Source organism: Ferruginibacter profundus, assembly GCF_054783275.1.
The window spans coordinates 795,742-819,522 of the sequence record NZ_BAAGQW010000002.1 but is presented as its reverse complement, the minus strand read 5'-3'; the positions used below and the strand labels follow the sequence as shown (position 1 = coordinate 819,522).

Annotated in this window: 17 protein-coding genes; all 17 read left to right on the top strand. The window is 39.5% G+C overall.

Annotated features, from left to right (window positions below; genetic code table 11):
- Positions 1–81 precede the first annotated feature (81 nt).
- A complete protein-coding gene (locus ACYVM0_RS13685; protein ID WP_460557900.1) occupies positions 82–1,428 on the top strand; it encodes a glycoside hydrolase family 140 protein in 1,347 nt (448 codons plus the stop codon).
- Positions 1,428–2,324: a glycoside hydrolase family 43 protein gene (locus ACYVM0_RS13680; RefSeq protein ID WP_460557899.1), complete on the top strand. Its 897-nt coding sequence runs from the start codon at positions 1,428–1,430 to the stop codon at positions 2,322–2,324. Before ACYVM0_RS13685 ends, ACYVM0_RS13680 begins: the two co-directional genes overlap by 1 nt.
- Positions 2,325–2,385: 61 nt before the next feature.
- On the top strand, positions 2,386–4,221 hold the full coding sequence (locus tag ACYVM0_RS13675) for a six-hairpin glycosidase (protein WP_460557898.1): 1,836 nt from the start codon (positions 2,386–2,388) through the stop codon (positions 4,219–4,221).
- A 1-nt stretch (position 4,222) separates the two neighbouring features.
- Positions 4,223–5,638 carry an L-fucose/L-arabinose isomerase family protein gene (locus ACYVM0_RS13670; protein ID WP_460557897.1) on the top strand — a complete coding sequence of 472 codons (1,416 nt, stop codon included), beginning with the start codon at positions 4,223–4,225 and terminating at the stop codon, positions 5,636–5,638.
- A 125-nt stretch (positions 5,639–5,763) separates the two neighbouring features.
- Positions 5,764–6,588 (top strand): transketolase, encoded by an 825-nt coding sequence (locus ACYVM0_RS13665; RefSeq protein WP_460557896.1) that lies wholly within the window; start codon positions 5,764–5,766, stop codon positions 6,586–6,588.
- A complete protein-coding gene (locus ACYVM0_RS13660) occupies positions 6,588–7,544 on the top strand; it encodes a transketolase family protein (protein ID WP_460557895.1) in 957 nt (318 codons plus the stop codon). Before ACYVM0_RS13665 ends, ACYVM0_RS13660 begins: the two co-directional genes overlap by 1 nt.
- Before the next feature lie 12 nt (positions 7,545–7,556).
- Positions 7,557–8,501 carry a D-ribose ABC transporter substrate-binding protein gene (locus ACYVM0_RS13655; RefSeq protein ID WP_460557894.1) on the top strand — a complete coding sequence of 315 codons (945 nt, stop codon included), beginning with the start codon at positions 7,557–7,559 and terminating at the stop codon, positions 8,499–8,501.
- 3 nt (positions 8,502–8,504) lie between these two features.
- Positions 8,505–9,131 (top strand): DUF2291 family protein, encoded by a 627-nt coding sequence (locus ACYVM0_RS13650; RefSeq protein WP_460557893.1) that lies wholly within the window; start codon positions 8,505–8,507, stop codon positions 9,129–9,131.
- Between the two features lie 2 nt (positions 9,132–9,133).
- Positions 9,134–10,630 (top strand): sugar ABC transporter ATP-binding protein, encoded by a 1,497-nt coding sequence (locus ACYVM0_RS13645; protein WP_460557892.1) that lies wholly within the window; start codon positions 9,134–9,136, stop codon positions 10,628–10,630.
- Positions 10,631–10,633: 3 nt separating this feature from the next.
- Complete coding sequence (locus tag ACYVM0_RS13640) at positions 10,634–11,608, top strand: ABC transporter permease (protein ID WP_460557891.1); 975 nt, start codon at positions 10,634–10,636, stop codon at positions 11,606–11,608.
- A gap of 203 nt (positions 11,609–11,811) precedes the next feature.
- Positions 11,812–13,305 (top strand): FGGY family carbohydrate kinase, encoded by a 1,494-nt coding sequence (locus tag ACYVM0_RS13635; RefSeq protein WP_460557890.1) that lies wholly within the window; start codon positions 11,812–11,814, stop codon positions 13,303–13,305.
- Positions 13,302–14,840 (top strand): MGH1-like glycoside hydrolase domain-containing protein, encoded by a 1,539-nt coding sequence (locus ACYVM0_RS13630; RefSeq protein ID WP_460557889.1) that lies wholly within the window; start codon positions 13,302–13,304, stop codon positions 14,838–14,840. The genes ACYVM0_RS13635 and ACYVM0_RS13630 overlap by 4 nt, the downstream gene beginning before the upstream one ends.
- A 2-nt stretch (positions 14,841–14,842) precedes the next feature.
- Positions 14,843–16,300: a sialate O-acetylesterase family protein gene (locus ACYVM0_RS13625; RefSeq protein ID WP_460557888.1), complete on the top strand. Its 1,458-nt coding sequence runs from the start codon at positions 14,843–14,845 to the stop codon at positions 16,298–16,300.
- Between the two features lie 32 nt (positions 16,301–16,332).
- Positions 16,333–19,083, top strand: a complete 2,751-nt coding sequence (locus ACYVM0_RS13620) for a glycoside hydrolase family 2 protein (RefSeq protein WP_460557887.1) — start codon at positions 16,333–16,335, stop codon at positions 19,081–19,083.
- A 104-nt stretch (positions 19,084–19,187) separates the two neighbouring features.
- Positions 19,188–21,977 carry an alpha-L-rhamnosidase gene (locus ACYVM0_RS13615; protein WP_460557886.1) on the top strand — a complete coding sequence of 930 codons (2,790 nt, stop codon included), beginning with the start codon at positions 19,188–19,190 and terminating at the stop codon, positions 21,975–21,977.
- Complete coding sequence (locus ACYVM0_RS13610) at positions 21,974–22,633, top strand: DUF3826 domain-containing protein (RefSeq protein ID WP_460557885.1); 660 nt, start codon at positions 21,974–21,976, stop codon at positions 22,631–22,633. The genes ACYVM0_RS13615 and ACYVM0_RS13610 overlap by 4 nt, the downstream gene beginning before the upstream one ends.
- A gap of 8 nt (positions 22,634–22,641) precedes the next feature.
- Positions 22,642–23,757 (top strand): sialidase family protein, encoded by a 1,116-nt coding sequence (locus ACYVM0_RS13605; protein ID WP_460557884.1) that lies wholly within the window; start codon positions 22,642–22,644, stop codon positions 23,755–23,757.
- The last annotated feature ends 24 nt before the right edge of the window (positions 23,758–23,781 follow it).

Here is a 23,781-nt window from a genome sequence, read left to right as displayed (position 1 = left end):
GGTACACTGAGTCGCACAGAAAAATACTTTGTACGGCTCCGTGAAAAAACTCCGTGAATCGCTGTGGCATAAAAAAAGAAAATGAAAAAATATTTTACGATAGCCTTATTATTTGCAACGATTATTTCGGGTGCACAAATACAACCGTTAAAAATATCAGCTAACAAAAGATATTTTCAGACCAAAGCCGGCAAACCATTTTTTTGGTTAGGCGATACCGGCTGGTTGTTATTTAAAAAATGTACTAAGGAAGATGCTGTTAAATATTTAGATGACCGCAAAGCGAAAGGTTTTAATGTAATACAGGTAATGCTATTGCATGAATTGAATATCACAGACGTTTATGGTGATTCTGCACTGATCAATAAAAATATAGCAGTACCAAATCTTCTGGGCTTGCATGGCAGAAGTTATTGGGATAATGTAGATTTAATAATCAAAGAAGCAGAGAAGCGTGGCATTTATATGGCATTGGTGCCTGTATGGGGTGGTAATATTAAACAGGTATCGGTAGAGCAGGCCAAAATCTATGCAGCATTCCTGGCTAACCGTTATAAAAATTATCCCAATATCATTTGGTTAAATGGCGGCGATATAAAAGGCGGCGATGCCCTGGATAAATGGAATGCCATTGGTAATACCATTCGCTCAATCGATAAAAATCACCTGATAGGTTTTCATCCAAGGGGAAGAAATTCTTCTTCTGCATGGTTTCATACTGAAGCGTGGCTGGATTTTAATATGTTTCAAAGCGGGCATAAAAGCTATGAGCAGGATACTGCAGCCAATGAAACATTGCATTACGGCGAAGATAACTGGCGCTATGTAAATGATGATTATGCATTAAAACCTGTGAAGCCCACATTTGATGGGGAGCCTTCTTACGAGAATATCCCTCATGGCTTACACGACTCTGCAGAAAAAAGATGGACTGCGGCTGATGTTCGCCGTTATGCTTACTGGGAGGTATTTGCCGGCGGCTGCGGATTTACCTTTGGTAATAATTCGGTGATGCAATTTTATAGACAGGGAAACAAAGACATGAGCTTTGGTGCCAATAAAAACTGGGACGAAGAATTGAATACGCCGGGAGCAGGGCAGATGCAATATTTAAAAGCGTTGCTATTAAGTAAAAGCTATTTTGACCGTGTACCTGATCAATCACTGGTGACGGATAATGGGGAAAAATATAACAGGGTAATGGCGACCAGGGGAAAAAATTATGCCATGTTCTATGTATACAATGCCAGGGCATTTAAAACAGAATTAGCAAGGTTGAATTTTAAACCCGGTAAAGCAACATGGTTTAGTCCTGTTGACAGCCAGGTAATACCCATAAAGAATTATACATACGCAGCGCAAAAAACATTTAATCCTCCCGGTGAAAAGGGTAATGGCAATGATTGGGTTTTGATATTGGAAAAATAATGAGCAGGAAAATCTTAACGATATTAATAGTAATGGTATTTGCGTCGTGCTCAAATAAAGTATACCTGTTTACTTCTTTTCATGAGCCGGCAAATGAAGGATTGCGATTATTGCATAGCAAAGACGGTTATCACTGGACAACAAACGACAGCATTTATTTAAAACCATTGATCGGTAAGGATAAGATCATGAGAGATCCATCGATGTTGCAAGGGCCGGATGGGATATTTCATTTGGTATGGACAACAGAATGGAAAGGCGGCAATGGGTTTGGTTATGCTTCGTCAAAAGATCTGCAGCACTGGAGTGAACAGCAGTATATTCCGGTGATGGAAAAAGAACCAACCGTAGCAAATGTCTGGGCTCCGGAATTATTTTATGATGATGCGCAGCAGGAATATATTATTGTATTTGCTTCCTGTGTTCCCAACCGGTTTGAAAAAGGGATAGAAGATGAAAATAATAATCACCGTTTGTATTATACTACTACAAAAGATTTTAAAACATTTTCAGCAACCCGGCTATTCCTTGATCCGAAGTTCAGTGTAATTGATGCAGTGATTGTGCAAAGAGCAGCAAAAGATTATGTGCTGGTGTTAAAAGATAATACAAGGCCGGAAAGAAATATCAAAGTAGCGTTTGCCAAAGATCCGCTGGGGCCCTGGGAAAATATTTCAAAACCTTTTACAGAGAAATTTACCGAAGGGCCTGCAGTAGCAAAAGTAAAAGATGGGTATTTGATCTATTATGATGTATACCAGAATAAAAAATATGGCGCATCATTCACTAAAGATTTTAAAACTTTTATAAAAGCAGATAGTTTGATCAGTGTGCCGGATGGACATAAGCATGGAACGATTTTGAAAGTGAATAAAAAATATTTGAAAGGGTTGTAATAAGCCCGACGGTGGTTACAAACCCGGCAACAGTTAAAGTTGAGTCGCTAAATTTATTAACATGGGTAGAAGTTTTAAAAATAGTATTTCCGCTTTTGTGATTTGTATGAGTTGCTTAAATGTAATTCATGCGCAGGATACTATCCGCTATGTTGGCGCTACTTTATCCAATGTTGATTATCATCACGGGCAATTATCTCCGGCCATTGGCGTACACAATATACAAACAGTAAGAGTGAACAGGGCTGACACAGGAACCACCAGCTGGACTTACAATCACCAGCCGATGCTGGCGTATTGGAACAATACTTTTTATCTGGAATACCTGAGTAATCCTGTTGGCGAACATGTAGCCCCCGGAAGAACTTTATTACAAACATCAAAAGATGGATACAACTGGAATAGTCCTATAGTCATTTTCCCGCCTTATAAAATTCCGGACGGCACTGTAAAGGATGGGAAAAAAGATTCAGCGAAAAATACATTTGCAGTAATGCACCAGCGCATTGGCTTCTATACTTCTAAAAGTAATAAATTATTTGCCTTAGGCTATTATGGTATTGTATTAGGCCAGCACGACGATCCCAATGATGGGAATGGTATTGGAAGAGTGATCAGAGAGATAAAAACTGATGGCAGCTATGGAGCGATTTATTTTTTAAGATACAATCATGCCTTCAATGAAAAAAATACTTCGTATCCTTTTTATAAAACGTCAAAAGACAAAGAACTGGTAAAGGCCTGCGAAGAGATTTTAGCTACACCGTTACTCATGCAGCAAATGGTGGAAGAAGCTGACCGCAATGATCCGCTGATCCCGTTGCAAAAAGATTTTAAAGCTTTTAATTACTATCATTTACCTAATGGCAATGTGGTAGGCTTGTGGAAGTATGCACTAACGAGTATCAGTAAAGATGAGGGAAAGACGTGGCTGTACGGACCGTTAAGAGCCCCGGGGTTTGTGAATGCCAATGCAAAAATATGGGGACAAAAAACTTCAGACAATAAATATGCAACAGTATATAATCCATCAGAGTTTCGTTGGCCTTTGGCTGTAAGTGTAAGCGATGACGGACTGAAATATAAAAATTTATTGCTGGTAAACGGGGAGATCAGTTCGCTGCGCTATGGCGGGGCCTACAAAAGTTATGGCCCGCAATATGTACGTGGCATACAGGAAATGGATGGTACTGTGCCCGGCGGTAACATGTGGGTAACGTATAGCATGAATAAAGAAGATATCTGGATTGCGGAGATTCCGGTACCGGTGAGGGATAAAGTAACTACTGATGTGAGCGACATTTTCAATGATAAAAAAGAAGGGGAAGAATTAAAAGACTGGAATTTGTTTAGCCCGGTGTTGTGCAGAACGGTTATTGAAAAGAAAGATAACGCAAAAGTATTGGCATTGCATGATAGTGATCCTTTTGATTATGCCAAAGCTGAAAGAGTTTTTCCCAATGCAAAAAGAACTGCAGCAGAATTTTCGGTTACCCCAAAACAAAACAATACAGGGGTATTGGAAATTGAAATGACGGATGCTAAAGGAACGCCATGCTTACGTTTATATTTAGATTCAACCGGAAGTATTTTAAGCAAACAGGGGTATAGAAATAAATCTCTTGGAAAATACAATGCCGGTGAAACACTGAACATAAAAATTGAACTGAATACGTCAACCAGGTTTTACATGGTTACTATCAATGGCAAATCCTCCAACAATATTTGTTTTGCCCCGGTAGCATCTGTGGAGAGAATTGTTTTCAGAACCGGTGATGTACGCCGCTTTCCTGATGCAGATACCCCTACAGACCAGGATTACGACCTGGATAATGCAAATGGAAAAGCTAAAGAAGCCGTGTACTTAATTCATTACTTAAAAACAAAATCATTATAAGATGGCAGCAACCAAAAACAGCACCATAGGCGTGATCATTGGCAACAGGGATTTCTTTCCTGATAAATTAGTGGCAGCAGCAAGAACAGAAATACTCGACCTGTTTAAGCAATTACATATTACGCCGGTATTATTAGGTGATACAGATAGTAAATTAGGTGGTGTGGAAACTTTTGCTGAGGCACAAAAATGTGCCGCGTTATTTAAAAAACATGCTGATGAAATTGATGGTATTTTAGTAGTACTGCCCAATTTTGGTGATGAAAAGGGTGTGGCAGAAACAATCAAATTATCCGGGTTAAACGTACCGGTTTTAATACAGGGTTATCCTGATGACCTGGCAAAGATGGATGTGGTAAACCGCCGCGATGCCTGGTGCGGAAAAATTTCGGTATGTAATAATCTGTATCAATACGGTATAAAGTATTCTTTAACCACCAAACATGTGGTTAGTCCGGGAGATGAATCTTTCATTACCGACTTAAAAAATTTTACTGCTGTTTGCCGTGTGGTAAATGGCTTGCGTAAAGTAAGAATTGGTGCAGTGGGTGCAAGGCCAACCGCTTTTAATACCGTTCGCTACAGCGAAAAATTATTACAACGCAATGGAATTTCTGTTACTACCGTTGATCTGTCGGAGATATTGGGTAATGCCAATAAATTAACTAAAGATGACGCCAGTGTAAAAGCAAAGCTGGAAAAGATACATGCCTATACCAATACCGGCTTAACACCTCCGGATAAATTAGTGCAAATAGCAAAACTGGATGTGGTACTGGCAGATTTTATGGTGGAGAATAGTTTAGATGCTACTGCCATTCAATGCTGGACTTCTATTCAAAAAAACTATGGATGTAATGTATGTACCAGTATGAGTATGATGAGTGAGAATATGTTGCCCAGTGCTTGCGAGGTAGACGTTACCGGAACATTGACCATGTATGCAATGCAATTGGCCAGCGGCTCACCATCTGCGCTAGTAGACTGGAATAATAATTATGCCGATGATGATAGCAAATGTGTACTGTTTCATTGTGGTAACTGGGCAAAATCTTTTTTGCCTGATATCACCATCAGTACAGCGCCGATATTAGGCACCAGCGTTGGTACAGAAAATACCTATGGCGCATTGGATGGCCGTACACCGGCGATGCCATTAACCTATGGCCGTATTAGTACCGATGATTGCAAAGGTGTTATTAAAGCTTATATCGGGGAAGGAGAACTGACGGATGATGCACTGAAAACCTTTGGTAACAGGGCTGTGGCACAAATCAATAATTTACAGGGACTGATGAATTATGTATGCCGTAATGGTTTTGAACATCATGTGGTGATGAATGCCAGTAAGACGGCAGCTGTGTTGAAAGAAGCGTTTGAGAATTATTTAGGTTGGGAGACGTACACCCATGCTTAATGACAGGGAGGGTCACTCTTTAAAGAATGGCGCACCGGGTTAAGAAAAGAAGGCTTGACTGAAGCAGATTTCACCTCACTTATCCGCTTCCGGAAAAATAAAAATTCTCCGAAGGAGATGTTAATATGACAACAAAAGAACTAAAATCAAAATCAATCAACTACAGGAAAAAAATCCTGCAGTATATAAAGAATGCCAATGCCGGGCACACCGGTGGCAGTTTATCCTGCACAGATATTTTGAATGTGTTGTACAATGAGGTGTTGAATGTGTCCCCGGAAAATTTTTCGTCACCGGATAGAGACAGGTACATACAAAGCAAAGGGCATTGTGTAGAAGCATTGTTTGTGGTACTTGCAGATAAAGGATTTTTTCCTGAAGAAGAGCTGAATACACTGTGCAAATATAAATCGCACTATATCGGCCATCCGACCAGAAAAGTAAAAGGGGTAGAGCAAAATACCGGGGCATTAGGCCATGGGTTACCAATAGCAACAGGTGTTGCATTAGCTGGTAAGATGGATAAGAAAGAGTACAAGGTGTACACTTTATTGGGTGATGGCGAAATACCTGAAGGCAGTAATTGGGAAGCGGCATTAAGCGCTGCACAATACAAGCTGGATAATTTGTGTGCCATTGTAGATAAGAATGGTTTACAAATTACGGCAGCAACAAAGGATGTGTGCAGTACTGATCCGCTGGATAAAAAATGGGAGGCATTCGGCTGGGCTGTAAAAGAAGTGGATGGCAATGATGTGCCGGCATTGCTTGCTGCATTTAACAGTCTGCCTTTTGAAAAAGGGAAACCTTCGGTGATCATTGCACATACTACAAAAGGCAAGGGCGTAAGTTATATGGAAAATCAATTGAAGTGGCACCATGGTGTACCCACTAATGAAGAATACGCAATAGCGCAACAGGAATTAGATAAAGCATTAAGTGAACTATAATGGCAGAACAAATAAATACGAATAGTTATAAAGCTAACCTGGAAATTTTTTCAGCCACCTTACAGCGCCTGGCGGTTAATGATAACAACATTGTGGCGGTAACCAGCGATAGCCGTGGGTCGGGAAAGCTAGTGCCCTTTGGACAAAAATTTCCGGAGCAGATGGTGGAGGTAGGCATTGCCGAGCAAAATTTAGTAGGGGTTGCTGCCGGCCTGGCCTCATGCGGTAAAAAAGTATTTGCTGTTTCACCGGCTTGTTTTTTAACCGCAAGAGCATTGGAGCAGATTAAAAATGATGTGGCCTATTCAGATAACCCGGTAAATGTAATTGGGATAAGCGCCGGCGTTAGTTATGGGGCATTGGGCAGTACGCATCATAGCCTGCATGATTATGCAGCGTTAAGAGCCATCAATAATATTATGGTGGTGGCACCTGCAGATAATTTTGAAACCGAAAAAGCCATTGAGCTGGCAGCGGCATTAAATCAGCCGGTGTATTTACGCTTTGGTAAAAAGCCGATGCCGCCATTGAAAGAAATTAATGATGATGTGTTTGCTTTTGGTAAAGGCAGGGTCATCTGCGAAGGAAATGATGTAGCTATCATTGCCACAGGCGAAGCTGTTTACCCTGCATTGGAAGCAGCAATAAAATTGAAAGCACAAAATATTAATGCCACAGTGGTCAGCATGCATACAATAAAGCCATTGGATACTGCATTACTGGAATCACTTGCAAAAAAATGCAAAGCCATGGTAACTGTAGAAGAACATAGCGTGTATGGTGGATTGGGAGAAGCCTGTGCGTCGTATCTGATGCAAAATAATCATCACAATAAATTTAAGATCGTTGGTATACCTGATGAATATACGGTTACCGGTTCGCAAACAGAAATTATGGAGCATTATGGTATTTCGCAGGATGGCATTACCAATACTGTTACTGAACTTTTAAAATAATAAAACAGCTATATGAAAAGATTCTCTTTCTTGTTATTGATCGCTTCACTTTTTATTTTTTCTGCCTGTACCAACGCTGGCGGCGAAAAAAAGAAAGCCAAAAAAATGGCGATCGTGGTTTCTACATTAAATAATCCCTGGTTTGTTTTTTTAGCACAAACTGCCGAAGCAAAAGCAAAAGCATTGGGCTACGAAACAAAAGTATTTGATTCGCAAAATAACACCGCTACGGAGACAGATAATTTTGAAAATATTTTGGTGTCGGATTATTGCGCCATTCTTTTTAATCCAACAGATGCGGATGGCTCTGTTGCCAATGTGAAAAAAGCGAAAGAAGCAGGCGTACCTGTTTTTTGTATTGACAGGGAGATCAATGCAAAAGGCGTTGCCACATCACAAATATTATCTGATGGCTATTCGGGCAGCGTGGAAATTGCAAAATACTTTGTGGAAGTGATGAATAAAAAAGGCACCTATGTGGAATTGTTAGGCATCACCGGTGATAATAATACCAAGGCAAGATCATCCGGCTTTCATAGCGTGGTGGATAATTATCCTGACCTGAAGATGGTAGCGCAGCAAAGTGCGGACTTCGATCGCAACAAAGGCATGGAAGTAATGGAATCGATGTTGCAGGCACATCCGGATATCACCGGCGTATTCTGCGGAAACGATGCCATGGCAATGGGTGCATACCAGGCATTGGTTGGTGCTGGAAAAGACAAGACGGTAAAAGTATTTGGTTTTGATGGTGCCGACGATGCCATAAAATCTATCAAAGAAAATAAACTGGCCGCAACAGGTATGCAGTTTCCGAAAATTATGGCAGAGAAAGCTGCTGAATTTGCAGATGAATATTATAAAGGCAAAAGAGATTTTCCGGAGAAGATACCGGTGGCTGTTGAATTGGTGACTGCAAAAAATGTTGATGCCTATATTGGTTTCGGAAAAAAGTAATTCATGAGTAAAAGGCTGATCAAATATATTGTATTGATTGCTGCAGCGGGGTTACTGCTGTACAATAGCGTGCACTTTAAAAAGCTGGATACTGTGGCCCCTGAACCCGGGAGCAATCAATTAAATCCTGAAGCTTTTGCACAATCATTTTGGCATAACACATTCAGCAAGGCCATTGATTCTGCCATTACACTTGAAGCTTTTGAAAAAGAATTTTTTGAAAAAGGAGCTCAGGTGACTATTGAGAAGTACTCACATGCACAGGGCGTAAGTGATGTAACTTATATGTTGCTGAAATGCAGTGGAAAAGTAAAAGAAATAACAGGCGATAAGATAGTATTAACCGTGGCAAACAGCAGAACGGATACTTATGTTTTCAATATTGGCAATTATTTTGGCAATGGAGTGAGAGATGCCACAGGCCTGATTAAAATGGGTGACTTTACAAATACAATGGATTACAATATGGTTTCAACTGCATTAAACAAAATAGTGAAAACGGATGTGGTGTTACCTGTAAAAAATAAAATTAAAATAAGTGATTCCATTACAATAGTGGGTTGTGTTGAGGTCAGGAATGGGAGACTGGAAGAGGGAATACTCCCTGTAAAAATAACAATAGGTAATTAATATTGCTGGTAACTAAAAACATAACTAAAAAATTTCCGGGTGTTACGGCACTGGAAAACGTCAACCTGGCAATTGATGCAGGAAAAGTTACGGCTATCATTGGCGAAAATGGTGCAGGCAAATCAACCCTGATGAAAATTTTATCGGGCGTGTATACCGATTATGAAGGGCAGATTATTTTTAAAGATAAGCCGGTGCATTTTTCTGGCACGGCTGCAGCACAGGATGCAGGCATTGCCATCATTCACCAGGAATTAAACCTGATCCCTTATCTCAGCATTACCGAAAATATTTTTTTAGGCAGGGAAATAGTAAACACTTTTGGCTTGCTGGATAAAAAAGTAATGCATACTAAAGCGAAGGCTTTATTGCAGACGCTGCACCTTGATGTGGAACCCCATACAATTATTGCCAACCTGAAAGTGGGCCAGCAGCAAATGGTGGAAATTGCAAAAGCATTATTGCTGGATGCTGATCTTATCATTATGGATGAACCTACTTCTGCTATTACTGAATCGGAAGTGGATGTTTTATTTACCGTTATTGATCAGTTAAGAAAAAAAAATAAAGCCATTGTTTATATCTCTCATAAACTGAATGAGCTGTTTAAAATTGCAGATGATTATATTGTTTTAAGAGATGGTAAAACTATTGAATCGGGTAATATGCCAGCTATTACCCATGACGAGTTAATAAAAAAAATGGTGGGCAGGGAAATTCAGCCCATGCAAAAAGAAATAGCTAATGCAGGAGCAACAGAATTACTACGTTTGGAAAATATTTGTCAAAAACAAAAAAACAAAACAGGTCAACTCTGCAATATTTCATTTACAGTGAACAGCGGAGAGATCGTTGGCATCTTTGGTTTAATGGGCGCCGGCAGAACAGAGTTATTAGAAACTATTTTCGGACTGCATCCTGCCATTTCCTCCGGTAATATTTTTATCAGCAATAAAAAAGTAACCATCAATAAACCTGCCGATGCAATACAGGCAGGTATTGTTTTATTGCCCGAAGACAGAAAAAAAGACGGGCTGGTACTGGGCATGGAAGTGAAAAAAAATATCAGCCTGCCCTGTTTGGAAGAAGTGGAAAATATGGGTGTATTGAATAATAAAAAGGAAGCTGCTCTTGCAAAAAAACACATTCAGCAATTAGGTATCAAAACGCCATCCGAAAATCAGCTCACTAAAAACCTCAGTGGAGGTAACCAGCAAAAAATTGTATTGGCTAAATGGCTGGAACGCCATCCGAAGATTTTATTGCTTGATGAACCAACACGAGGTATTGATGTAAATGCAAAAAATGAAATGTATAAACTGATGCAGGAACTGGTGAGTAAAGGAATGGGTATCATTATGGTGTCATCGGAACTAACAGAAATATTAACGGTATCTGACCGGATACTGGTAATGGCAGATGGAAAAATAACGGCAACCATTCCTCATACGCATGCTACAGAAGATAATGTACTTAAAGCAGCCATTTCAATTAATTAACGAATGAATTTACAGCAATATAAAAATAACTTCGGTAAGCTGCAATCCTTAATTGCACTCTTAGCTTTATGTATCGTATTTGCATTGTTATCGGATAAATTTTTTACCGTTGCCAACGGATTAAATGTGATGCGCCAGATCTCGGTGAATATTTGTATTTCAGTGGGCATGACATTGATCATTCTTACAGCAGGAATTGATTTATCCGTAGGTTCGGTTTTGGCATTGTGCGGCGCTATCACTGCAGGATTATTGAAACATGGTATCAGAATTGAACAGTTTCATTTATTTATAGAGTTCACTATTTTAGGCGCCATGCTTGCCGGCATAATCATTGGCAGCCTGCTTGGTTTTTTTAATGGATTGGTAATAACTAAATTTAAAGTGCCACCATTTGTGGCAACACTTGCCATGCTTACCATAGCAAGAGGATTAACGATGTTATATACCGGTGGTAATCCCATCAGTTCGTTCAACAGGGCCTTTACTTTTATTGGCGGTGGCTGGTTTTTGGGGTTGCCTGTTCCTGTATGGATTGCAGTAGTGATTATTGTTGCGGCCATTATCGTTACTAAAAAAATAAAGCTGGGCCGTTATATTTATGCCATCGGCGGCAATGAAAATGCTGCTAAACTTTCGGGTATTAATATTAACAAAGTAAAAATAACAGTATACACCATTGCAGGTGCATTGGCAGCGGTGGGTGGCATTATTGTTACGGCACGTTTAGATTCTGCGCAACCTAATGCCGGTAACAGTTACGAGCTGGATGCCATTGCTGCAGTGGTGATTGGTGGCACATCATTAAGTGGAGGACGGGGTAGCATCTGGGGCACTGTATTGGGGGCACTCATCATTGGGGTACTCAATAATGGGTTGATTTTATTGGACGTGTCGGTGTTTTGGCAGCAGGTGGTAAAGGGTGCAGTAATTTTGTTAGCGGTAATTATCGATAAAATGAATACAAAGAATGAGTAGTGTTTTTTGAGCCGTGCTACAAAGTAATATTCAGCTTCATTAGCAGTGTTTATTCCGAAAGAATTCAGGATACTCTTGTGCAGCATAGCATTATTGAGCTTTAATTGTGTTTTGCAAATCTTTGCTTTAATCTTCTCCATTTCCCTTTCCTTCATGAGAGGATTGGCGGGGTTCTTGCCGAAGCAGAGAATAAGAATAAAAAAATGCCAGATAAAAAATACATATTAGCAATCGACCAGGGCACCAGCTCTACCAAAGCATTAATATTTGATGAAGCAGGTATTGCTATTGCCAAAGGCGCAGAAAGCTTGCATACCAATTATTTTGATAATGGCTTTGTAGAACAGGATGCAGAAACAATATATCAAAACGTGTTGGCCGCGGTAAAAAAATGTTTACATGACCTGGAGCAAAAAGGCTATGATAAAAATAAGGTCGTAACAATTGGTATCTCTAACCAAAGAGAAACATTTGTTATGTGGGATAAAAACGGAACGCCGCTGCACAATGCGATCGTTTGGCAATGTAAACGTTCAGTACAAATTTGTGACCAACTGAAACAACAAAACCTTTCTGAAACGATCAATCAAAAAACAGGGCTGATTATTGATCCCTATTTTTCTGCTACCAAATTGATCTGGTTGGAACAAAATAATAAAACCATAAAAGAAGCGGTGCAAAATAGCAATGCTTTTTTCGGCACCATCGATACCTGGTTATTATACAAACTTACCAACGGAAAAGAATACGCCACAGATTATACCAATGCTTCTAGAACATTATTATTCAACCTGCATACTTTACAATGGGATGATGCATTAATTCAGGCATTCGGGTTAACAGGAATTAATCTTCCGCAAATAAAATCGTCTTCCGCAGCATTTGGTACAACTACATTGAATGGATTACTACCGGAACCAATTTCCATAACTGCCCTGATCGGCGATTCGCATGCCGCTGCATTTGGCGAAGGTTGTTTTGAAAAAGGCTCGGCCAAAGCCACACTGGGTACCGGTTGCAGCATTTTAATGAATATCGGTGATACACCGGTACAATCTCAAAACGGCATGGTGACTACAGTTTGCTGGAGCATGGCAGGAAGAATTGACTATGCATTGGAAGGAGTAATTGTTAGTTGTGGTGCAACAATTGAATGGCTGAAAAATGAATTGAATCTATTCAACGACAGTAAGGATACCGCAGCAATGGCCGGCGCTGTTACGGATAATGGTGGAGTATATTTAGTTCCGGCTTTCAGCGGGTTAGGTTCACCGCATTGGGATATGGATCGTAAAGCTTCTTTAACAGGAATAAGTTTTGGTACTACAAAAAATCATTTGGTAAGAGCCGCTTTGGAATCTATTCCATATCAAATTAAAGACGTAATTGTGGCCATGGAAAAAGATGCAGGAATACCGTTGCAAACTTTAATGGCTAATGGCGGCATTACTGCCAATGAATTTGTGATGCAGTTTCTGGCCGACCTGCTACAAAAAAATGTAGTTACCCTCGGAAATCCTGATGTGTCTGCATTGGGTGCAGCGTACCTTGCAGGTTTGCAGGCAGGTGTATATGCAGGTATTGAAGAATTGCAACAACTCAATAAAGAAAAAAAATATTACCAGCCCTTGATAAACACTGGTAAGGTAAACGACGGATACACCGGCTGGCAGCAAACTATAAAATCAAAACAGTGAAAAAATATTCTATCATATTACTGATGATTGGTTTGGCGCTTAAATTGCCGGCGCAAACCAATCAATACAAGCCTTTGGTACTTAAATATGCTACTTATAAATTTTATGTTGATCACTTCAACACGATGGAAGATGAGAATATAAAACAGGCTATTCCAAACGACAGCGCATGGAGTTGGATGCAGGAAAATATTCCCTTGTTTAGTTGTCCGCAGAAAAATTTTGAAGAATTATTTTATTATCGCTGGTGGACTTTACGCAAGCATATTAAACTAACAGAAAAAGGTTTTGTATTCACCGAGTTTTTAGTACCCAGGACTTATGCGGACAAATACAATTTGATCTCCAGTGCACTCGGTCATCATATGTATGAAAGCAGGTGGCTGCATGATAAAAAATACATGGATGATAACCTGCTGATCTGGTTCAGGGGTAATGAAGGTAAAGCAATGAAGAAATTACGTTTTTACAGTGGCTGGAATGAAGATGCTATTTACAATCGTTACCTGGTGAATGGCGATAAAAAATTTATTCTTGATCTGTTGCCCGAACTGGAAGCAGACTATGCAGCCTGGGAGCAGGATAAAAAATTATCCAATGGCTTATTCTGGCAATATGATGTAAGAGATGCAATGGAAGAAACGATCAGTGGCGGCAGGAAAGAAAAAAATGCAAGGCCAAGTATCAATAGTTATATGTACGGCAATGCAAAGGCACTGGCTTTAATAGCGTCGGAAGCAGGAGATATTACACTGGCAGAAAAATATATCGCTAAAGTTGATTCCATTCAATACCTCACTAAAAATAAATTATGGCATCAGGAGCAACAATTTTTTGAAGTAAGAAAAGAACAGGGCGATACTTTAGCTAATGTAAAAGAAGAAATAGGGTTCATCCCCTGGTATTTTAATATGCCGGATAGCAGCCAGAATATAGCGTGGAAAAGTGTTACCGATAGCAAAACATTTTGTGCGCCTTATGGTATCACCACTGCAGACAGAAGTCATCCTTTATTTCGCACCCATGGTTGTTGTAAATGCGAATGGGATGGAGCCGTATGGCCTTTCGCAACTTCGCAAACGTTAACAGCGATGGCAAACCTGCTGAATAATTACCAACAAAATTACGTGTCAAATAAAAATTATTTTGATCAGCTGGAAACGCTGGTAAAATCCCAATATGTAAACGGTAAACCGTACATCGGTGAATACCTGGATGAAAAAACAGGCGTATGGTTAAAGGGTGAAGAGCGCAGCCGCTATTATAACCACTCTACATTTAATGATTTAATTATTACAGGCCTGGTGGGTTTACGGCCAAGGCCGGATAACGTGATCGAGGTAAATCCTTTATTGCCTGCTAACAAGTGGAACTGGTTTTGCCTGGATAATGTATTGTACCATGAAAAAATAATTACCATCATCTGGGATAAGACCGGAACGAAATATAAAAAAGGAAAGGGATTGAGTGTGTGGTCTGATGGCAAAAAGATTGCATCAGCAACTACATTAAAAAGGGTTACGGGTAAAATGTAAATATGAGCAGGATAGGAAAAATATTTTTTTTACAGCTGTTATTACTGGCATCTTTCCCTGTATCAGCACAATTATCATTGCCAAAAATTATTGGCAACGATATGGTATTGCAAAGTAAGCAAGCAGTGCCGATCTGGGGATATGCCAGAGCAGGCGATGAAGTGGTCGTGATATTCGGTAAGCAACAAAAAAAAGTAGTTACAGGTAATAATGGTAACTGGAAAATAATGCTGGATGCAATGCCGCCTTCAGCAACGCCGCAAAAATTATATATCAAAACGGAGCTATCAACTATAGTTCTTGAAAATATTCTGGTAGGAGAAGTGTGGTTGTGTTCCGGTCAATCCAACATGGAATATACCATGCGGAAGAACAGCAAGGTAATAATGCCGGATAGCAGTAAAGACTGGCCGGTGAACGAATTGGAGACTGCTCATAATAAAAGCATCCGCATTTTTTTAGTCGATAGAAAAAAAATGAAACCTGATTCTACACACTCGGGTTGGGATATTGCAGAAGATTCTGCTTTACGTTCTTTTTCTGCGGTGGGATATTTCTTTGCAAAAAAAATGTTTGAAGAATTGCATGTGCCCGTTGGTATCATTGCCTCTTCCATCCCCGGCAGCAGGATAGAACCCTGGATGCCGGAAGAAGCTTTTACAGCCTTGCCTTTCTTCCAGGAGCAAACTGATTCCACACATAAAATAGATGGAGAGCCCGGTAAGTTTTATCAAACCATGATTGCGCCATTGGCACCATTTGCGTTAAAAGGGTTTTTATGGTACCAGGGAGAATCGAATTGTTTTTTAGGCGAGCGCTTGCAGTACACCTGCAAAATGCAGGCATTAATAAAGCAATGGAGAAAAATATGGAACAATGATTTTTTGCCGTTTTATTATGTACAAATTGCGCCTTATGCTTATTCCAGACAGAAAGGAAAAGTAACTTATACTGAAGAGAGTGAACCTGAGTTTTGGGAAGCACAGGCACTGGCTTTAAAAATTCCGCATACCGGAATGATTGCCACAACGGATTTAAATTCTGATCTTGATAATTTACATCCGCATTTTAAATGGGTAATTGGAAAACGCCTGGCACTTTGTGCTTTGGCAAATGTGTATGGTAAAAAAGCAATTGTTGCAATGGGGCCGGTGTATGATAAAATGATACCGGATGGCAATAAAATAATACTCAGTTTTAAATATTCCGGCACTGGTCTGGCCAGTAATGACGGACAACCACTGAATAATTTTACTATCGCCGGTGCAGATGGAAAATTCATTCCTGCAAAAGCGGTTATTAAGAATAATAAAGTAGAGGTTTCGGCTGAAAAAATACCACATCCTGTTGCCGTAAGGTTTGGATGGAATGAAGCCGGTCATTCAAATTTATACAACAAAGACGGGCTACCTGCTTTACCTTTCAGAACGGATAATCCATTAACTGCAAAATTTAAATAGCAATGCCTTATCGTTGGAATAAAATATTTTTTTTGTTTGGTCTGCTATTACCATTTGCAGCAATATGCCAGCAAACAGAAAAAGTATATTTATCCGGTACCGGCCCCGGTGATGCAAAGCAATGGCAATTCTTTTGTACCGGTGGCATGAATGCGAATAAATGGACAACCATTGCAGTGCCATCCTGCTGGGAATTACAGGGCTTTGGAAAATATGATTACGGGTTTGCAAAAGATAGTGTGAGAGGAAAGGAGCAAGGCTTATATAAATATCAATTTGATGTTTTACCAGCATGGAAAAATAAAAAAGTGAACCTGGTTTTTGATGGTGTAATGACAGATGCGGAAGTTAAAATAAATGGCAGATCTGCCGGCGCTATTCACCAGGGCGCATTTTACTCTTTTAAATACGATATCACGGCATTGCTTAATTACGGGGCAAAAAATTTATTGGAAGTAACAGTATCAAAACATTCTTCCAATCTATCCGTGAATGAAGCAGAGCGAAAGGCTGATTTCTGGATTTTTGGTGGAATTTTTCGGCCGGTGTATTTAGAAGTATTGCCACAGGTGCATATCAAAAATATAGCAATAGATGCAAAAGCAGATGGTAGTTTTACAGCCGGTTTTTTTACGTCAGATTTGAGCGGACACACGATTGATGTGACTGTTTACAATGCTGATGGAACTGTTTTCGGTAAGTGTAAGAAAATAACTTTTGATAATGATACAATGCCTTTATTTTTAGTTAAAGATAAATTCCCTTCGGCTAAATCATGGTCTCCAGAATCACCTGTTCTTTATAAGGCAGTTTTTACAATTTATAAAAATGGAAAAATAATTCACCGTATTGAAAAGAAATTCGGTTTCAGAACTGTTGAACTAAAGCAACGTGACGGCATTTATGTAAACGGGGTTAAAGTAAAAATGAAAGGCATTAATCGCAGCCCTTTCCGCCCTGAGACAGGCAGAACACTAAGTAAAGAAAATAGTATTGAAGATGCGGTGATGATAAAAGATATGAACATGAATGCAGTGCGTTGCAGTCACTATCCACCCGATGAACATTTTTTAGATGCCTGCGATTCACTGGGTTTATTTGTGATGGATGAACTGGCAGGCTGGCATGGTAATTATGATACAGAAACCGGAACAAAGTTGTTAAAAGAAATGATCGGGCATGATGTGAATCATCCTTCCATCATTATGTGGGCCAATGGTAATGAAGGCGGGCATAATCCGGAACTCGATAAATATTTTCCGGAGTTTGATATTCAAAAACGGCCGGTGGTGCATCCATGGCAATTATTTAACGGCATAGAAACACAACATTACAGGGAGTATAATTATGGTATTGGTAATTATGAGAATGGTAAAGAGATTGTAATGCCAACAGAATTTTTGCATGGTCAATTTGATGGAGGCCATGGTGCAGGCCTGGAGGATTATTGGGAAAAAATGTGGCACAATCCTTTAAGTGCCGGTGGCTTTCTCTGGGACTTTGCCGACCAGGCTGTTGTAAGGCACGACAAGAACGATTCTTTAGATACCGATAAATTCCGGGCAGCAGATGGTATTGTGGGGCCGCATCATCAAAAGGAAGGTAGTTACTATGCCATCAAGGAAATATGGAGCCCGGTGTATTTTGAAAGAAAAGAAATTACGGATGCTTTTGATGGTACATTCAATATTGAGAACAGGTATCATTTTACCAATACCAAGACCTGCAGTTTTAGCTGGCAACTAAAACGTTTTGATATTAAAGATTCGAAAGAAAAAAATGGGATAGCACTTGCGCCGGATATACAACCTTCAGCGAAAGGCGTGTTGCAAATTGCAATGCCGGCTGATTGGAAAAATTATGATGTATTATATGTAACGGTAAAAGATCAATATCAAAAGGAATTATTTACCTGGAGTTTTTTGATCAGCAGTCCTGTAAAGACGGGAGCAAGAATGATAGTAAAAGATGACAATGAAAAAATACGTATTCTTCAGGTAGATACAACAGGGATTTATGTAAACGTAAAAGATGTACAACTTGTTTTTAATGAAGTAAACGGCATGCTGCTATCTGTAAAAAATAAACAGGGAGAATTACCTTTTAAAAATGGCCCGGTTGTGCAGGAAGGAGAAAATAATTTTAAAGGGATAAAAAACTATTGGGAAGGGAATAACTATATCATTGAATCCACTTTTGATAAAAAACAAAGTTACAATACACTAAGATGGACCATCTACCCGTCGGGTTGGATACAACTGGAAGTGCATTATTTCCCGGCATCATACTTTACCAATTTTGCAGGCATTAATTTTTCTTTTCCTGAAAGCGAAATGAGGTCTGTTACTTATATGGGAAATGGCCCTTACCGTGTCTGGAAAAACAGGATGAAAGGCGGGCAATTTGGTGTTTGGAATAAAATCTATAACAATACTGAAACAGGGGAAGCGCCATGGAACTATCCTGAGTTCAGAGGATATTATGCCAATTTTTATGGAGGTTATTTCTTTAGCAGGAGTAATCAATTTACCGTGGTAGCAGAAAATGAAAATATGTTTTTACGTTTGTTTACCCCTGCATGGAAAACAGATCAATGGCATAATTACGAACCATTATTTCCGTCGGGTGATATTTCTTTTATGCAGGGCATCAGCAGCATCGGTACCAAAACACAACGTAACGAAACTACGGGCCCCATGGGAGAAAAGAATATTTTTTATGACTACGAAAAAGATCCTTCCAGGGCTTTGAAGATGGTATTGTATTTTGATTTTAATAAATAGCCAATGCAATTCGTCCGTTACTAACGGACGAATTGCATGATTTTTAATTTAACGTATTGAATTATTACCCGACATCTGGGCGCTTAAAAAACTATTAGGATAAAATGATACAACGGATCATCTATACTTTCTTACTGGCTGTTATTACAGTGCTGCAATTGCATGCACAGGTAACTGTCAAAAATCTGCGTTGCGAAATGCTGGTTAATCCTTTAGGAATTGATGCACTACAGCCAAGGTTTAGCTGGCAATTAGAAAGTAGCCAGAGAAATATAGAACAATCATCTTTTCAGATAATCGTCAGCAGCAGTGAACAAAAATTAAATGCCAATGAAGCTGATATATGGAATTCTGGAACAGTAAATGATAACAAGTCGTTACTGATCAGCTACGCAGGAAAACCATTGCAATCAGCAACCAAATATTTCTGGAAGGTAAAAGTAATCACTAATAAAGGCGAAGCGCTAGCTGCAGCAACAGCATTCTTCTCTACCGGATTATTAAAGGAAACCGATTGGAAAGCAAAATGGATCGGTTACGATAAAGCATCGGCATGGGATAGCATCACAACATGGTCCAGGTTATCTGCACGCTATTTAAGAAAGGAATTCCGGAGTACTTCTGTTGTAAAAAGAGCAACTGTTTATATTGCCGGGTTAGGCATGTATGAATTATACATCAATGGCAAAAAAATCGGCGACCAGGTATTGGCACCTAATCCAACAGATTACAGGAAATCTCTTTTCTATAATACATACGATGTAACTGATGCAATTGAAAAAGGCAATAATGCAGTGGCTACTGTTTTAGGCAACGGCCGCTTTTTTACCATGCGGCAGAATTATAAAACCTATAAGATAAACACATTCGGCTACCCCAAATTATTATTGCAATTAGAAATTGAATATACAGACGGTACAAAAAAAATAATTGTAAGTGACCAAAGCTGGAAACTAAATGTGGATGGCCCTATAAGAACCAACAATGAATACGATGGCGAAGAATATGATGCAACAAAAGAATTTGCCGGATGGTGGAATGCAGCGGGGTTTAATGATAGTAAATGGCTCAGGCCCAAATTGGTGGCAGCGCCGGCAGGGAAGGTCATTGCCGGGTTTTCTGAACCTATGAAAGTAAAACAACGCATTGAACCGGTGTCAATAAAAAATATTGGTAATGGTAAATACATCCTGGACATGGGGCAGAATTTTGCCGGTTGGATAAAATTGCAGGACGTTAAAGGAAACAGGGGTCAGCAAATAAAACTACGTTTCGCCGAAAGTTTGCAGGCTAATGGTGAATTGTTTACAGCTAATCTCCGGGATGCAAAGGTAACAGATATCTATACCCTGAAAGGGCCTTACGTTGGAAAACTTTATGTTACGCCTGGTTTGCCGGAATCATGGTGTCCGAGCTTTGTTTATCATGGCTTTCGTTATGTAGAGGTCACCGGTTTCCCGGGAACACCAACGCTGCACAATTTTGAGGGGCAATTAGTATATGATGACCTGGAAACAACAGGCTCATTTGAAACATCCAATGCAACTATCAACGCTATTTATAAAAACGCCTGGTGGGGTATTGCTTCTAATTATAAAGGCATGCCTGTTGATTGTCCGCAACGAAACGAACGACAGCCATGGCTGGGTGATAGGGTAATTGGTGCACAGGGTGAAAGTTATTTATTTGATAATGCAAAACTCTATGCCAAATGGATGGATGATATCGAACAATCGCAAACAGCTGAAGGAGCAATACCTGATGTGGCTCCTGCATTCTGGAATTATTATTCCGATGATGTTACATGGCCTGCGGCATTTATCACCATCAGTAATAATTTATACAATCAGTTTGCTGATATAAAACCTATTCAAAAAAATTACCCATCCATGAGAAAATGGATACGGTACATGAAGGATAAATATCTGGTGAATGATATCATGACAAAAGATAAATATGGTGATTGGTGTGTGCCGCCGGAAAGTCTACAGCTGATCCATGCAAAAGACTCTTCCAGGTTAACGGATGGAAAACTAATTGCAACAGCCTATTATTACAAATTGCTGTCTTACATGCAGCGCTTTGCAAAAATGACCGGCAACGATGCCGATGCAAAAGAATATGCGGCCTGGGCAGAAAATATCAGGATCGCTTTTCAAAAAACATTCTACAATCCGCAACAATATGCTTATTCCAATAATACCATCACTGCAAACCTGTTGCCATTGTATTTTGGTATTTGTCCTGATTCAGTAAAAGAAAAAGTATTTGAAAACATTTATCAGAAAATTCATGTGGAAAGTAATGACCACATCAGCACCGGTTTAATTGGCACACAATATTTAATGCGTGGCTTAACGGATCATGATAATATCAACCTTGCTTTCAAATTGGCATCTAATACCACTTACCCTGGTTATGGTTATATGATTGCTAATGGAGCTACTACCATTTGGGAATTATGGAATGGCAACACTGCCGATCCGAATATGAACAGCCAGAACCATGTAATGATGCTTGGGGATCTGTTGATATGGTATTACGAAAACCTGGCCGGAATACGAACCGATAAAACAGAAGTAGGTTTCAAAAAAATAATCATGAAACCATCATTGCCGGATGAGTTGCAATTTGTGAATGCATCCTACAAAAGTTCATACGGGTTAATAAAAAGCAGCTGGAAGAAAAATGCGGCAACATTTGAATGGAATATTTCAATCCCTGCCAATACATCTGCCACGGTATACATTCCTGCAACATCATTGAATGAGGTAACGGTATCTGGCAATAATTTATTACAGGCAGAAGGCGTAAGGAATGCAAAATTCGAAAACGGTAAAGTGGTTGTACAGGTTGCCAGCGGCGGGTATCAATTTAAATCACAAATGAAATGAGAACGAATACGATAAGCGGAATTATTATTCTTGCACTGATTATTTTCTTTGTAACGCCGGTTAAAGCACAGGTGGATACAGCACTGGAAAACAAAGCCACAAGCTGGACTGCAGCTTTACAACTGAATGATAATGTAAAAGCAAAAAAAATACAGGATGCTATTCTTGCACATCTTACGGCTGTAAAAGACTGGCATAATAATAATCCTTTTACATTGGTGCCCGAAGGTATTAACCCTGCCAACGGTAATAAATTATCTGAGCTGGACCGCCAGGTGATTATCTGTTCTGCCAGGCCAAAATCTGTTCATGACAATTTAATGGCCGTATTAAAAACTGAATTGGACTCTGTGGAGGTAGAGACTATTCTTGACAAATACACCATTGGTAAAGTGGCGTTTACTTTACAGGGCTACAAGGCAATTGTTCCAGATCTTACTGCAAAAGAAGAAACTGAGATACTGAAGAATTTAAAGCAGGCAAGAGAACAGGCGATAGATTACAAAAGCATGAAAGAAATATCTGCCATATTTGAAATTTATAAAACCAAATGTGAGCAATATTTAAATAATAACGGCCGTAACTGGCGGCAATTATTTAAAACGTATGTAGATAAAACAAAAGCAGAAAAGGAAGCTGCTAAAAAACAGCAATAAAATAATTTATGAAAATGAAATTTTTGTGTGTATTGTTTTTTATTTTTTCTGCGGTTACTATAACTGCTCAAAATAAATGGAGGAAAGGTATACTGGTAGATGAATTTATTTTTGATACCGCATCCTTTCCGCAAAGCCATGCCAGCACTATTGCAGAAACACCCGATGGCTTAATTGCAGCATGGTTTGGTGGTACCAGGGAAGGTAATAAAGATGTGTGCATCTGGACGAGCAAAATGGTAAATGATAAATGGACGGCTCCTGAAAAAGTTGCTGAAGGAATTATTAATGATACTTTAAGATATGCCTGTTATAATCCTGTATTATACTATGCAAATAACGGCGAGTTATTATTGTTTTACAAGATCGGGCCTAATGTGGCAGGATGGACCGGCTGGATGATGCGTAGTAACGATAATGGCAAAACATGGCAAAAAAGAGAAGCGTTGCCTGATGGATTTTTAGGGCCGATAAAAAACAAGCCGGTATTAATTGGTAATACATTGGTTTGTCCATCAAGTACAGAAAAAAATGGCTGGAAAGTACATTTTGAATATACCAATGATTATGGTAAAACATGGACAAAATCCGAAGATATTAATGACGGCAAAATCGTCTCTGCTATTCAACCCAGTATTTTAAAATATAAAGATGGCCGTTACCAGGTATTGTGCCGTAGTATGAACAGAACCATCAATCAAAGCTGGAGCAGTGATGAAGGAAGAACATGGAGCACGATGACAGCATCGGCATTGCCGAATAATAATTCGGGAACAGATGCGGTAACATTACAGGATGGCCGGCAATTACTGGTGTACAATCATGTAAAACCACACGATAGTTTACCGAGAGGAAAAGGCGCCAGGACACCATTGAATGTAGCCGTTTCAAAAGATGGGAAAAAATGGTATGCCGCAGTAATGCTGGAAGATTCTCCTATAAGCCAGTACTCGTACCCGTCAGTGATACAAAGTAAAGATGGTATGGTGCATATTGTGTACACCTGGCGCAGGCAGAAAATAAAATATGTAAAAATTGACCCATCAAAATTAAAATTGAAACGGATCAAAAATGAAAAATGGCCGGGCTTTACCCCGGTGGTAACAAAGCCTTCAGTGGATTAGCCTGAATCACAAAGACGCTGAGTC

Coding starts and splice junctions, on each gene's coding strand:
- ACYVM0_RS13655 (WP_460557894.1), top strand. CDS start 7,557: ATGAAAAGATTCTCTTTCTTGTTATTGATCGCTTCACTTTTTATTTTT.
- ACYVM0_RS13650 (WP_460557893.1), top strand. CDS start 8,505: ATGAGTAAAAGGCTGATCAAATATATTGTATTGATTGCTGCAGCGGGG.
- ACYVM0_RS13635 (WP_460557890.1), top strand. CDS start 11,812: ATGCCAGATAAAAAATACATATTAGCAATCGACCAGGGCACCAGCTCT.
- ACYVM0_RS13685 (WP_460557900.1), top strand. CDS start 82: ATGAAAAAATATTTTACGATAGCCTTATTATTTGCAACGATTATTTCG.
- ACYVM0_RS13625 (WP_460557888.1), top strand. CDS start 14,843: ATGAGCAGGATAGGAAAAATATTTTTTTTACAGCTGTTATTACTGGCA.
- ACYVM0_RS13660 (WP_460557895.1), top strand. CDS start 6,588: ATGGCAGAACAAATAAATACGAATAGTTATAAAGCTAACCTGGAAATT.
- ACYVM0_RS13640 (WP_460557891.1), top strand. CDS start 10,634: ATGAATTTACAGCAATATAAAAATAACTTCGGTAAGCTGCAATCCTTA.
- ACYVM0_RS13615 (WP_460557886.1), top strand. CDS start 19,188: ATGATACAACGGATCATCTATACTTTCTTACTGGCTGTTATTACAGTG.
- ACYVM0_RS13610 (WP_460557885.1), top strand. CDS start 21,974: ATGAGAACGAATACGATAAGCGGAATTATTATTCTTGCACTGATTATT.
- ACYVM0_RS13670 (WP_460557897.1), top strand. CDS start 4,223: ATGGCAGCAACCAAAAACAGCACCATAGGCGTGATCATTGGCAACAGG.
- ACYVM0_RS13675 (WP_460557898.1), top strand. CDS start 2,386: ATGGGTAGAAGTTTTAAAAATAGTATTTCCGCTTTTGTGATTTGTATG.
- ACYVM0_RS13605 (WP_460557884.1), top strand. CDS start 22,642: ATGAAAATGAAATTTTTGTGTGTATTGTTTTTTATTTTTTCTGCGGTT.
- ACYVM0_RS13665 (WP_460557896.1), top strand. CDS start 5,764: ATGACAACAAAAGAACTAAAATCAAAATCAATCAACTACAGGAAAAAA.
- ACYVM0_RS13680 (WP_460557899.1), top strand. CDS start 1,428: ATGAGCAGGAAAATCTTAACGATATTAATAGTAATGGTATTTGCGTCG.